At 56.4% G+C, this 12,926-nt stretch carries 12 protein-coding genes; 7 read left to right on the top strand and 5 right to left on the bottom strand.

What is annotated here, in order from left to right:
* Positions 1 to 65: 65 nt before the first annotated feature.
* Positions 66 to 1,985, bottom strand: a complete 1,920-nt coding sequence (locus ACVWNW_RS01935; protein WP_454482725.1) for an alpha/beta hydrolase — start codon at positions 1,983 to 1,985, stop codon at positions 66 to 68.
* 289 nt (positions 1,986 to 2,274) lie between these two features.
* On the opposite strand from ACVWNW_RS01935, the gene ACVWNW_RS01930 reads away from it, so the two are divergent.
* Both ACVWNW_RS01930 and ACVWNW_RS01925 read left to right on the top strand, forming a co-directional pair.
* Entirely contained in the window at positions 2,275 to 2,499 is a 225-nt protein-coding gene (locus ACVWNW_RS01930; protein WP_454482723.1) for a helix-turn-helix domain-containing protein, read from the top strand.
* Positions 2,500 to 2,547: 48 nt separating this feature from the next.
* Positions 2,548 to 3,321: an HAD family hydrolase gene (locus tag ACVWNW_RS01925; RefSeq protein ID WP_461196311.1), complete on the top strand. Its 774-nt coding sequence runs from the start codon at positions 2,548 to 2,550 to the stop codon at positions 3,319 to 3,321.
* Between the two features lie 10 nt (positions 3,322 to 3,331).
* On the opposite strand, the gene ACVWNW_RS01920 is transcribed toward ACVWNW_RS01925, so the two are convergent.
* Positions 3,332 to 3,664, bottom strand: a complete 333-nt coding sequence (locus tag ACVWNW_RS01920; RefSeq protein WP_454482719.1) for a nucleotide pyrophosphohydrolase — start codon at positions 3,662 to 3,664, stop codon at positions 3,332 to 3,334.
* 67 nt (positions 3,665 to 3,731) lie between these two features.
* On the opposite strand from ACVWNW_RS01920, the gene ACVWNW_RS01915 reads away from it, so the two are divergent.
* The 5 genes from ACVWNW_RS01915 (at position 3,732) to ACVWNW_RS01895 (ending at position 11,119) form a co-directional block, all read left to right on the top strand.
* Positions 3,732 to 5,894, top strand: coding sequence for a DUF2075 domain-containing protein (locus ACVWNW_RS01915; protein ID WP_454482717.1), 2,163 nt, complete (start codon positions 3,732 to 3,734; stop codon positions 5,892 to 5,894).
* A gap of 96 nt (positions 5,895 to 5,990) precedes the next feature.
* Positions 5,991 to 6,935, top strand: a complete 945-nt coding sequence (uriH, locus tag ACVWNW_RS01910; RefSeq protein ID WP_454482715.1) for a uridine-preferring nucleoside hydrolase UriH — start codon at positions 5,991 to 5,993, stop codon at positions 6,933 to 6,935.
* Between the two features lie 5 nt (positions 6,936 to 6,940).
* A complete protein-coding gene (gene uriT, locus ACVWNW_RS01905; RefSeq protein WP_461196310.1) occupies positions 6,941 to 8,389 on the top strand; it encodes a uridine transporter UriT in 1,449 nt (482 codons plus the stop codon).
* Positions 8,390 to 8,633: 244 nt separating this feature from the next.
* Entirely contained in the window at positions 8,634 to 9,815 is a 1,182-nt protein-coding gene (locus ACVWNW_RS01900) for an SLC13 family permease (RefSeq protein WP_313841129.1), read from the top strand.
* A gap of 56 nt (positions 9,816 to 9,871) precedes the next feature.
* Entirely contained in the window at positions 9,872 to 11,119 is a 1,248-nt protein-coding gene (locus tag ACVWNW_RS01895; protein WP_461196309.1) for an MFS transporter, read from the top strand.
* Between the two features lie 46 nt (positions 11,120 to 11,165).
* Here the strand turns inward: ACVWNW_RS01895 and ACVWNW_RS01890 are convergent, their stop codons facing one another.
* The 3 genes from ACVWNW_RS01890 to ACVWNW_RS01880 are packed head-to-tail and all read right to left on the bottom strand — an operon-like array spanning position 11,166 to position 12,903.
* Complete coding sequence (locus tag ACVWNW_RS01890; RefSeq protein WP_454482711.1) at positions 11,166 to 11,771, bottom strand: DNA-3-methyladenine glycosylase; 606 nt, start codon at positions 11,769 to 11,771, stop codon at positions 11,166 to 11,168.
* Positions 11,768 to 12,154 carry a ferredoxin gene (gene fdxA / locus ACVWNW_RS01885; protein WP_029678651.1) on the bottom strand — a complete coding sequence of 129 codons (387 nt, stop codon included), beginning with the start codon at positions 12,152 to 12,154 and terminating at the stop codon, positions 11,768 to 11,770. Before fdxA ends, ACVWNW_RS01890 begins: the two co-directional genes overlap by 4 nt.
* Positions 12,151 to 12,903, bottom strand: coding sequence for a helix-turn-helix transcriptional regulator (locus tag ACVWNW_RS01880; protein WP_454482709.1), 753 nt, complete (start codon positions 12,901 to 12,903; stop codon positions 12,151 to 12,153). Before ACVWNW_RS01880 ends, fdxA begins: the two co-directional genes overlap by 4 nt.
* Positions 12,904 to 12,926: the final 23 nt, after the last annotated feature.

The following is a 12,926-nucleotide window of genomic DNA, read 5'->3' as shown; positions in this document are numbered from 1 at the left end:
TGTCCTTGTCGAAGTTTTGCTTGTAGACAGGGGCAGGAAGGACTTAGGTTAGGTGTGGCTCCCTGTTAGGCGGGGAAGGAGATCTGGGAGTTGATGCAGGTCATCACAGTGACAATGATCGCGGTAATGATGCCACCCAGATAGGGATTTCTGGTGTGACGGTAGATCGCCCGGGTCACCATAGGCATGACGGCCAGCGGGACCAAGGGTGTCAGCATCCAGTCCGGTATCTGTGTGTTGTTACCGAACAGGCCGTTGACTCCAGTGACGAAGAAATACCCGTATCCAATTACAGCTATAAGCAGGGCCGGCAGCATGTTGAAGAACGCCAGCAGACCTATGTTGGCTGTTGAGTTCCTCCCGAATGATGTGGAGTAATTCAGACTATTGATGAAGACCGATGTGGTTCCGTAGGCTACAAGGAAGAAGGGCAGTAGCTTGAGCATCTCAGGAATCTTGTCGGCGGTGAATGGTCTGGCGGCCCAGTACCAGAACCGAAAATCGGAGTTGAAGAGGAACTTGCAGGTGAAGATCAGCAATATAGCCAGAAGGCTCACTGTCAATGCAAGTGTTATTGTCTGCCAAAGTCTTCGTCCACCGATGGGCAGATCAAGATCCGAGACTTTAGTGCCCCGCTTTCGCGCATACATGCGGTACCACAGAATTGTCAGTCCGATCATGAATATGGCATTCAGGCAGCCCCACACACCATAGAACAAGGGCATACCTTGCCGAAAGTAGTTGCCGATATGCTTGTCGACCTTCAGCCCAAACAATGTCAGAGCGCTGGCAACTGAGAAGGCGGTGGCTGACAGCAGGCAGGCCCACAGCCATACTGAACCTCCCTTGTAGGCATCAGCTTGACGCATGCGTGCCGGTTCCTCTGATCCGGCCTTTTTGAAGAGGCTGGTTCTGACCAGACAGAGGGTCCCGTAGACCATGAAGAGCATGAGGCCGATCAGTCCGAGAAGTCCTCCGATCATTTTGACAGGGTAGATATGGACGCCGTCGGCAAGGTCTGTTTTCATGTTGAAAGCCCGGACCATGAATTGGACGGCATCGGTGCATGGGCGGGATAGGAAGAGCACTGTTCCATGCGTCCCGTTCTCCATATATATGACGTGCGAGGCTTGATGGCCATTGATCTGCTTGTGGTACCACCGGCCGCTGATCCCTGCAGGGGTCTGATCGGTGGGTGTGATGCCGAAGTTGAGGAAGGATCGTGCGTTATTTGATTTGAGATACTGCGGATTGGGCTTGATTTTGCCAGTTGACGTATCTTTTTCCTTGAAAGAGTAGTCGTCGTATTTGCCGGCGAGTACTCCTACAGTACGGTCACGGTAGTAGTTGAAATATTTGCCGTTGGTGTTCTTCTTGGCTGCTTCGACGACGTTGGTCTTGCCGGGAACATACCCGAAGGCGGCCGTCTCGTTGTCCTTATAGACCGGGTCTCGGCTGACATAGAGCACGGTCTTGATCAGTGGATGCTGTCGCTTATTGTCGATCAGGATGGATTCATGTATGGTGTTCCCACCTCTTGAATGCCCTGAAACCCCTATCCGATCAGCATCGACAAAGGGGAGAGAGGTGAGGTATTCCACTGTGTCATACAGTCCACGTCCGTTCACCAGCCATTCCTGGTCATTGAGAATTTCGGATTCGCCATGGCCATAAAGGTCGAAAGATACCACGACGAAACCTCTGCGAGCCCACTCAATCTGGAAGTCATCGCTTTTCTCCTTGTTGGTGTTGCCTCCGTGAGCAAAGACAATGGCAGGTGCCGGGTGCTTAGGAGTAGCCGTTTTCGGCTGGAGCATGTCCATACTCAACCGGTGGCCTGACGGAGATTCAATCTGCAGCGTCTCCTTGGTGACGCGGCCCCCATCGGTTTGGGCCAGATTGGACATAAGCCCGCACGCCAGGCAGAGGATGAGTGAAATGGCCAAACCAATGGCCGGGTTATGAAGAATGGCAGATTTTTTCATGGATTCGTCCTTTTTGCAATGTTTGCATAGTCTTCCAGGGTTGTTTCTTTCATTGATGATCCTCTTCGTTCATCGGGCTTGTAGGTGCCGAAACCAGTAACGACTACTACAGACCCATTTTCGGTGTGAGGCAGAGCTAGGAAATCGTTTCTCGTGTAAATAACCGGTAATGCCTTACTGATATAGTATTACCGGTAAGGCATGACAATTTGTTTCTTGTTTCTATCTTGGCTCTGTGGCACATTCTCAAGTACCGAGTGGATGGGCGGAATACGCCGTAATAATAGGCATGAACATACAACGCAGAAGGGCGGCTCTGCACTACAGCCAAGAGTTCGTCGCCTACAATGCCAACCTTTCCCGGTTCGCATACCAACAGTTGGAGCATGGACAGTCGCGACCCGGGAGTCCAGCCAATCCCAGTTTGATTAACATCATGGCAGTTGCCCAAGTGCTTAATGTGAGTCTGGATGAGTTGTTGCCTGATCCGTGGCCTGATCTTCATGCCAAGTAATTTGGGTGGCACCATTTTCAAGACAAGCCCTGCCGATAGGGTGAATGCATGAACATGGAGCATCAAATGGAAGAAAGTCGTGCCGGGTCGACTGACAAAGCCCGGTCTGCTGTGAGTCGCCGACCGCTCGCGGTCTTTTGGGACATGGACGGAACCTTGATCGATTCAGAGCCCTACTGGCATCAGGCGGAGGTTGATCTAGTGCACGAGCATGGAGGAGACTGGAATGCCGACATGGGTTGGCAGGTTTCCGGCAAACCTCTGCCCACCGTGGCAAGGTTGATGCGGGAGCGTGGTCTTGACCTTCCTGAGGATCAGATTCCAGATTTGTTGATTGATGGGGTCATTGCCATGGAGGAGCGTCACATGCCTTGGATTGAAGGTGTTCGCACTATCCTGGCAGACCTGGTTGGGGCCGGCATTCCCTCGATTCTGGTCACTGCTTCGCCACGCCGTATGGCCCAGGCAGTGGTTGCCAAGGCGCCCGAGGGGGCTTTTGCCGACTATGTTTGCGGGGACGATGGGCTGGCGCAGAAGCCCGACCCTGCGCCCTATCTGCATGCGGCCAGTCTGGTTGGCATCAACAGCCCTGATTTGATGACCTCCTGCTTGGCTTTCGAGGATACCTTGACCGGCATCACTTCGGCTGTGGCATCAGGAGCCACCACTGTGGCCTATACCGGCACCAACCCGGTCGACACCTCATCAGGCCCTCAGTTCGCTTCCATGAAGAGCTATGTTGGAGTCACCCTGGATGATCTGTCTGCACTAATCGCCAAGCGACTCGGACGATTGGGGTCGTCGGCTGCGCAGACCTGCTGACTCAATCTGACTACTGCAGGGGGCGGTATTTTCGGCTGGAGCCGCGTGAAATGGCCACCGGATACCTTTCGGCCGTCCTCTGCAGTTTATCCATGATAATTTGATCCATGTCCAGATTCAGCCGATCCGCCAGCTGGATGCAATAGGTGAGCACGTCAGCCAGCTCGTCGGTTACGTGGCCTTCATCTCCGTCCCTGGGATCGTCCCCCCACTGATAGCATTCCAAGAGCTCGGCAGCTTCGATGCAAATTGATTTGGCCAGGTTGGCGGGCGTGTGGAATTGATCCCAGTCGCGCTCGTGTACAAAATTCATCACCGCTGTTTCTGTTTCCTTGCTGATCATGATTTCGAGCCTATCAGCCGGCCCTCCTGCCATTAGATTGGTATGGGTTCGTGGCATAGTGAAAAACATGGATTCATCAAGCGCGCCGCAGCCTGTTGTGATGACTCTGCCCTATGGCGATTTCAGAGATGAGGATTTTTCCAAGGCCATTGCAGAGTACAAGCAGGCGAAAGCTGTTGGCAGTCAGGGCAGTCATTTGGAGGAGAGGCTGCTTGAGGAGCTGTTCCTACGCTATCCCACTGTATATATTGTCTCTGCTGATGAAAGGGACAGCAGCAAAAAGCATGGCGGTGGACCCCCTTACGTGGTTTACGTCGGGGAAACCAATGACATTCGTTCTCGGACCAGGCAGCACATCGAGCTGGATCCACGAACCCGCACGGATTGGGAACGCCTGGTGCGATTCATGCGCAATCACCGAGACAGGGTCTGCCAGTACATCATCGGTGATCGCCACTTCAACAAGTCCCTGACCCTGGATATGGAAAATCGGTTGATGGGGTATATGCAGAGCGTCGATGCAGTCAAGCTGGTTATGAACCGTAGAACTAACGCTCAAAACATGTATTACACCAGCGATGAATTCGACAGCATCTTTTCCAAGGCTTGGCAGATCCTGCATGAAATGGAGCCTGATCTGTTTCCGGAAGAGAAGGCCATCCTGGACTCCGCCCTGTTCAAGGCCTCGCCCTTCCGCAAGCTCACAGACGAACAACGGCGAGCTGAAGAAGCTGTTCTGCATGTGCTGGAGTCGGTCATTATTCAAAACCCAGGCGAGGGTTTCCACTCGATGACAGAATCGATAGGCCCGGTTCGGATCAAGGATAAAGACCATACTCGAGTCATAGTCGTTCAGGGCATGTCAGGAACTGGCAAGACCGTTTTGCTTAGCCACCTCTTCTACCAAATATGTGCCAGATATGGCATCTATGGGAACTTGGACGGTAAGGACGATAACCGTTCGGCAAATGCCAGACAGCGTTCCTACATCATTGTCAACCAGGCCGAGCAGGCCAATGTCTACAACCAAATGGCTCTGAAGCTGGGACTGCAGAAGAAGCGCGGCCAGTGCGTTGTTGGCGCTGTCCAGTTCATCAACCGGTTCAGCAAGCACACCCATCGAAATGGCCGGTCCACAGGCAGGGCGGCAGACCCTATGAATAGCGTCGAGGCGAAGGCGGATGTGGTGCTGGTTGACGAGGCGCACCTGCTGCTGACGCAAGGGTCGCAGAGCTACTCCGGAAGCAACCAGCTTTACGACATTCTGCGGCGGGCAAAAGTAGCCATCGTGGTCTTCGACCCGGAACAGGTCTTGCGTGGATCCCAGTTCGTAGATGCTCAGGAAAGTCGGCTTCTGGGGTTGACGGGTTCCGAGCATGACAAGACCTTCTCGCAACCCATGGTTATCCGCGAAAAGTCAAGGGACGGTCAGCATGTACGCAAGGATATCTTCCAGGTCAGTCATGTTCATTTGGATCAACAGATGCGTATCCAAGCTGATCCTGCAACCTGCGCCTGGCTGGATCGGATGACAGCCAAGGATGGCACCATTGGCCCACTGCATCCGGATCCTTGGGAGCATCCTTATGAGATCAAGGTTTTCGATTCGCCTAAGACTTTGAGAAAGTTCATTCGCCGAAAGGACCAGGAGCAAAGAGGCGAGGGTTCCTTGGGGCTTTGCCGACTCCTAGCCACCTATGACTGGCCTTACAGCAGCCAGAATCACCCGGACCCACAGGATCCCTCCCGTCATTGGCAGGTTGTACTGCACCAGCAGGATTCGGGCCAATGGGTGTGGGCCGAAGAGGGTCAGGACGGGGATGGTGAATTCGCCATGCCTTGGAATTATGAACTGTATGAGGAGCAGGGAAACTCTGCAGCAAATCACCGGATCGCCTGGGCCGAGCTGCCCTTCACCATTGATGAGGTCGGCTCCATCTTCACCATCCAAGGTTTTGACCTCAACTATGCGGGAGTCATCATCGGGCCCTCGGTCACCTACAGGAATGGAAAGGTCGAATTCGAACCGAAGTTCAGTTGCAACACACTGGCGACCAATCGGCGGTCGGAGCAGGAGATGGACCCTGTGGATAATCTACGGCACGAGTTCAACGTGTTGCTCAAACGAGGGGTGCATGGATTGGGGTTATTCGCGGTGGACCCTGATCTTCAGGATCGACTGGCCTGGGCAGTGGGTGGATTCGCCACGTCCGATACTGACCCAGCCTAACGCGCCTACATCGTTTCAATGCCAATCAGGGGTATCATGTCCTGGGCCATGGTCCATGGCCCAGGACATATCCATGAGAAAGGCGTAGGCGAGTATATGACGACGCGCAAGATCATCCTGGATTGCGATCCAGGTCATGACGATGCGGTGGCTATCCTTCTGGCAGTAGGTGATCCGCGGATCGACCTGATCGGAGTGACTACGGTTGGCGGCAACCAGAGTCTGGACAAGGTTACCTATAATGCGAGGGCTGTGCTAGAGAAGGCTCATGCGCGTCAGGTGCCGGTCCACGCCGGATGTGATAGGCCGCTGGTGCGTCCTCAGGAGGTGGCCGCCTCCATCCATGGCCAGACTGGTCTGGACGGTGTCGAGCTGCCTGAACCTACCAGGCCCCTGGATCCTGGCCACGCCGTCGATTGGATCATCGACACCATCATGCGCGAGGAGCCAGGCACAGTGACCCTGGTTCCCACTGGACCCCTGACCAACATCGCCATGGCCGTCCGCAAGGAACCCCGCATTGTCGACCGCGTCCGTGAGGTCGTGCTTATGGGTGGCGGCTACCATGTGGGCAACTGGAGCGCTGTCGCTGAATTCAACATCAAGGTGGATCCCGAGGCCGCGCATATCGTCTTCAACGAGCCCTGGCCGGTCACCATGGTGGGGCTGGATCTGACTCATCAGGCCCTGTGCACCCCCGAGGTCCAGCAACGCATAGAGGGCATCGGCACCGATCTGGCCCACTTCGTCAGCGGGCTGATGGACTTCTTCCGCAAGTCCTACCAGGATAACCAGGACTTCGTGGACCCGCCTGTGCATGATCCATGCACTGTGGCCTATCTGATCGACCCCTCTATTGTGAGCACCCGTCGTTGCCCGGTTGATGTGGAGCTGCGCGGGGACCTGACCTGCGGGATGACCGTGGCAGATCTGCGCGGCCCTGAGCCCTCAGCTGAGGACTGCCACACCCAGGTGGCCGTCAAACTGGACTTCCAGGGATTCTGGGACCTGGTGGTCAAGGCCATCACAGCGATTGGATGAGATCAATGAAGACTTCGAACACGGCCGCACCCAAGACTGACAATCCCACCACCACAACCGCTGGCGGTTCAGGCTCTTCCATCGTCGCCTTGATGACCGCCCTGATGGCCGCCGTCTTCGCCTTCCAGCTCAACGCCTCCATGCTCTCGCCGGCTCTGACGACCATGGGGAACGAGCTCAACGCCAGTAGCTCCAGCATCGGACTGACCCAGACGGTGTTCTTCACCTCCTGCGCGGTCTTCTCCCTTTTCCTGCCTCGGCTGGGCGATCTTGCCGGCCGCAAGAAGGTGCTGCTGGGCATGCTGAGCCTGACGGCGCTGGGATGCGTGGTTTCCGCTCTGGCACCGAATGTGACGGTGCTCATGATTGGTCGTGTCATTCAGGGGGTGGCCGGTCCGGTCGTGCCTATGACCCTGATCATGCTGCATGCCGAGGTAACTGATGAGGCCCGATACGCCAGGCTCATGGCCGTTTTGACGGCGGTCAACGGCGGCATCGGCGGCGTGGATGCCATCTTAGGCGGTTGGCTGGCTGGCACTTTCGGTTTCCGCTCGGTCTTCTGGTTCATGGTGGCCATTGCTGTGATCGCCGTACTCCTGGTGGCCCTCTTCGCCCGCGAGAGCTATGCAGACGATCGCCCCCGCATGGACTGGGCAGGTGTGGTCTTCCTCTGCATCGCCTTCCTGGCCGCATACCTGGCTATCAATGAGGTCGAGAAGCTTGCCCAGGCGCGCTGGCTACTGGTGGTTGTCGAGATCCTGGTGGCCGCGGTCTTCTTCGCGATCTTCTGGAAAGTTGAAAGCACAACGTCAGCACCCATGGTCACCACCACCTATCTCAGACAACGCCGCACCTGGGGACTTCTGCTGACGACTCTCACCACCATGGTCGGTGTCTTCGCCATCATGAACGGGATCGTTCCGGCCCTTGCCCAGGATGGCGAGGTAGGTGTCGGCTTGAAGGCCAGCATCGTCTCCTTTGCGACGCTGACCCCCTATGCCTTGGTCGGTCTGGTCTTTGGTCCGGTTGCCGGGATGCTGGCCTCACGCTTTGGCTACATCAAGGTCCTGAGAGCCGGTCAGCTAGTCAGCGTGCTGGGACTGGTCTTCGGCATCTACGTCTGTCTGGTTCCCAGCATCTGGAGTCTGGTGCTCCTCTCCCTGATCCTGGGTGTCTCCTACGCGGGGACGGCCAACATCATGCTCAACGGGCTGGGCGTGGTCCTGTCTCCTGCGGACAATACCGGGTACCTGCCGGGACTCAACGCCGGAGCCTTCAACCTAGGCTCAGGCCTGAGCTATGCGGTCCTCTACGCATTCATGAGCGGCCTGGCGGCATCCGGGGGAGCCCGCGCTGGATATGTTGCCGCCATGATCGGAGGCGGAGTGCTGGTGCTGATTGCCCTGATCCTGTCCTACCTGATTCCCGATCCGGAACGAATGGATGACAAGTAATATTGCCATCTGACGGGGGTCCTGCGAATGCAACCTATCCGCAGGACCCCTATTCATGTTTAGTGGGCATCCGACTCTGTGACTATCCGACAAGGGTCAAAAGTCGGGGCCAGACAGACTAGCCGTCAGTAGCGCCGAGTGTTCCGACCCCGGGTTCAGGAGCGGAAAATAGCGTCAACAGAGGCCCTGTAAGCCATGGGCGGGCGCGTAAACTAAGTGGGGAATTCGTTCGCCGGAGGTGACCATGCAACATCGGGTGATCGGACTGCTGAAAAACGAGACCGTCCTGGTCGTCGCGGCAGTCATCGCTCTCGTATCCTGCATTCTCATTCCTCCCGACCGACAGTATCTGGGCTACATCCACGTCAATACCCTTACCCAGCTGGGTTCCCTGATGATGGTGGTCTGCGGATTTCAGCGGATCGGGGTCTTCCATGCCATTGGTGCCGGCCTGCTGAGTCGCGTCCGCTCGGTGCGGGGCCTGGCCTTGGTCCTGGTTTCCCTGCCTTTCTTCTCCAGTATGTTCATCACGAACGATGTAGCCCTGGTTACTTTCGTGCCCTTCGCCATCGCTGTGCTCATCATGGCCGGTCTGGAAAGCCATGCTCTGCTGATCGTCACCCTGATGACCCTGGGTGCCAACGTGGGCAGCATGCTGACGCCGATTGGCAATGCTCACAACTTATACCTCAAGGCCCGCTCCGAGATGCCTACTGGGGAGTTCCTCCTCCTTATGGCGCCTTACGCTCTGGTGGCGGCCCTGATGCTCTTCCTGTGCTGCTGGTTCGCCTTCAGGAATCAGCATTTGGACAAGTTCGAGGGCATGGATGCACAAGAGATTCGTCACAGCATTCTAGCGCCCCGGGAAGAGGGGATACAGCCTCAGGTCAAGGAGATGCAGCAGTCCAGCGGATGGCGCATCGCCATTTACCTTCTTCTCTTTCTTGTCTGCCTGCTTGGTGTGGCCAAGCTGATTCCCCAGTGGACCATGGTCCTGGTGGTGGTTGTGACCTTTCTGATCTGCGACAGGCGGGTCTTTCTGCATGTGGACTGGGGTCTGCTGCTGACCTTCGTGGCTTTCTTCATTTTCATAGGCAATGCCAGGAGGATTCCCCAGTTTTATAACCTGGTCAGCGGCCTGGTCAATATCCACCCTTTGATTACCTCGGTCCTGTGCAGCCAGGTCATCAGCAATGTGCCCACAGCACTCCTGGTCTCAGGTTTTTCGACAGCCTGGCGCTCAATTATTCTGGGCACCAACCTGGGCGGGCTCGGAACCCTGGTCGCTTCAATGGCGTCGCTGATCTCCTACAAGGCTGTAGTCAAGCAGTATCCGAGCAAGAAAGGTGAGTACCTGAAAATCTATACTGCTTTTAATCTGCTCTTCCTCGTCGTGTTGGTTGGCATGGCCCTGCTGCTGGAGTAGACTACCCACCATCAACCAGGAATGGTGCCGCTGACATTGAGAGGGAGGCAGCAACGGTGGAACCGGAGCCGTGCGCGTCTAAGTCCAAGGACACAGGGATATTGACCAGACGGAACCTTGGGATTCTGGCCGGAATCATGGCCTTGGCTATCATGTCGCGGTTTGACTCCATCATCTCTCCTTCCGTGGCGGCCATTCAGGCATCCTTTCCTCGCTCTGATCCTTCCACCGTTGAATCGGTGGTCTCCATTGGCTCTTCGGCGGCCATAGTTTCCGCCCTTTTATTCGGTCAGCTCTTGACTAGAATGAGTTTCAGAACCGCTGCCTGCATCAGTTGTCTGTGTGTCGCCCTGGGCGGCTTGATGCCCCTTTTGGTGCATAGCAGTGTAAGCCAGCTGCTCTTGTTTGCCTTGGTTGTCGGATTCGGCGTGGGAATCGCCACTACAGTTCTCCCCAGCCTGTCGGCCAGGTTCTTCCGCGGGAAGCAGTTGGCGGCGCTGATGGGGTTGGTCCTGGCTGTTCAGGATGGCTCTTCCATGCTGGTCCTTGCCCTGGGCGGTGTCCTGGCCAGGGGAGGGTGGCTGCACAACTATTGGCTTTATTTCCTGGCCTTGCCTGCCCTGGTCTTGGTTATCTTCATGGTCCCCGGAGTCGGTGCCGTCGAGGAGGAGTCGGAAAAGGCCACAGAGTCTCAAGTCTCCCCCTTGCAGAAGGGCAGACAATGCTGGTGGGCTACCATTTCCTGCATTCTCATCGGTTTTCTGAGCATTTTCCTGGTCGCGGTCCTGTACAACAAGCTCGCAGTCTACATAGCCAAGTACGGTTTGGGCGGCACCAGTGCAGCCGGGGTGGCCTTGATGTTCAACACGGGTTCCTCGGTCGTGATCGGGCTTAGTATCAACGGCATCAAGCGGGTCTGCCGGCAATGGACGATTCCGGTCGCCTTCCTTTTGATGGCCTTGGGCGCCCTGCTCTTCCTGACCACCCGCTCCTTCACGCTGGTCTGCTTATCGGCCTTCTTGGTTGGTTCGGGCAGTGCCATCAATATGGCCACCTGCCCCTTCCTCCTGTCCAACCTGACTCCGCACAGACTCTATCCCTTGGTCATGGGGGTCTTCTCGGCCACCACCAGCCTTGGTTTTACGGCATCCACCTGGGCTTTCAAGGCTTTCTCATCAGCGTTTGGACTGAATCCGGTAACTGGGAGTTTCATAGGCATGCTGATCATTGCTCTGCTGGCCGCTGTCATTCTCTCGCTTGTTCGCTTCCAGAGCTGTGTCGAATCCCGCTTCATTGAGCAATAAGTCACCCCTAAGCTGTACAAGCCAGGAGCGCCGGTTCTTCGCCTAATCATCGCGACAGGTAGGGGTTGCCGGTGATGATGAACCTCCGTAGGGTCTCCTTGGCGTGGGATATGCCAATTCGGGGGGTTGCCGTGATGGTCTCGTCCCGGTCCAGACTGGCGGCTGCCAGGCGGATGGGCGGTTTTCTGAGGTCATGGCCGTAGTTGCGCTTGTCGATGTCCAAGGCCTGACAGAGCTTGGCGGGACCGTTGGTCAGTTCCCGGTCCGGGTGATGGCCGTGCCTGTGGCTGCGCAGAAGGTCCAGACCCTGCACTGGCTGGCAGGCTCGAATCAGCACGCCGGCACCGAATCCGTCCTCCTGGCAGGAGATGTTCATGCAGTAGTGCATTCCATAAGTGAAGTAGACATACATGTGTCCGCTGGGACCGAAAAGGGCATCGTTGCGGGCCGATCGTCCATGGTAGGCATGGCTGGCCGGATCGTTTTGATCGTAGGCTTCGGTTTCCACGATCCGAACCCAGGCCTGTTTCCCCTCCGACTCATAGTCCCGGATGATCAGGCAACCCAGAAGCATCCGGGCTGCCTCCTCTACAGGGCGGCCCAAAAAGTCAGGGAAGACCAGGTGATCATCCCGGCTTGAACCAGCCTTCATTCCGTTTGGTCCTTGCGGACCCAGACCGCGCGCTGACCGCGTGATTCTGGCTGAATGCAGACGAAATTGTCCTGGTGGGGCAGGGCGGCGACCTGTGGATGGTCGTGATCGTAGGGACCCTGGGCCTGGGCGCCGCCGGCATCACCGACCTGGGCAAAGAAGTCTTCGGAGGCATCCTTGAACCAGGTCCATTCCTCCGGCAGGTCCTCCTCGTAGAAGATTGCCTCTACAGGGCAGACAGGCTCGCAGGCACCACAATCGATGCATTCATTGGGGTTGATGTACAGGTTCCTGGGGCCCTCGTAGATGCAGTCCACCGGGCACTCGTCCACGCAGGCCTTGTCCTTGACGTCCACACAAGGCTGGGCGATTACGTAGGTCATTGCTTGACTCTCTTTCTTGATTGGTTGTCCGCTTTCGATACTTTCAGGAAGCATCCTTTTGGTGAGGTCAGAGGTTTCAGCAGTACACGGGCCTTTCTGTCCCTGGTCGCGCTGTTGCTGCTCTCCACGAATCCCTGGACCATGCCCCGATGGATTGTGCAGATAATTGGATGGCTGCTGACGCTGTCCAGGAAGGGGCATGAGGTCAGATACAGACTTGCTGAATCCGACCCTGTCCTCACCGGTGCAAAACCCAAGGTATTCAGTACATCCAACAGCGTCTGAGTCATGCTCGACGGCGCACTCTTTTCTGTATGCTCCCGCCTCTGCTGGGCCAGGGTCCGACCCCAGGCCAGACCTGCTTTCAGAGCAGCCGCATTCCTGCTCCGAGTATCGGGGCAGGCAGTCTCGAGAGCAGTGCAAAGCGAGGAGATCATATCCTCCCTGGCGTGGTTCATGGATGTGGGAGAGTAGATGACAGCCGGTCTGCCTCGACCGACTGATTGACCATCACCGTCTCTTGTTTGGCGGACTGCCTCGCCCTGTTTGACTAGATGCTCAAGATGGAAACGAGCAGTCGTCGGATGGATGCCGAAGGCTGCTCCGATTTGCTGGGCGGTTAGACCTGTACCGGTCCGTTCGGCTGACGTATGCAGGTAATCCAAGATTGCGGAGCGAATCTCTTCCCCGCTTCTTCGCCTGGAGGGGGTTTGGTCCCGTCGCTTGCGGGCTTGAATTTCCTGACTCATCGATTAAATTGTATAACTATCAA

This window comes from Bifidobacterium sp. JNUCC 75 (assembly GCF_054819865.1).
Note: the sequence above shows the minus strand (reverse complement) of the source record. Positions and strands in the feature narration are given on the sequence as shown.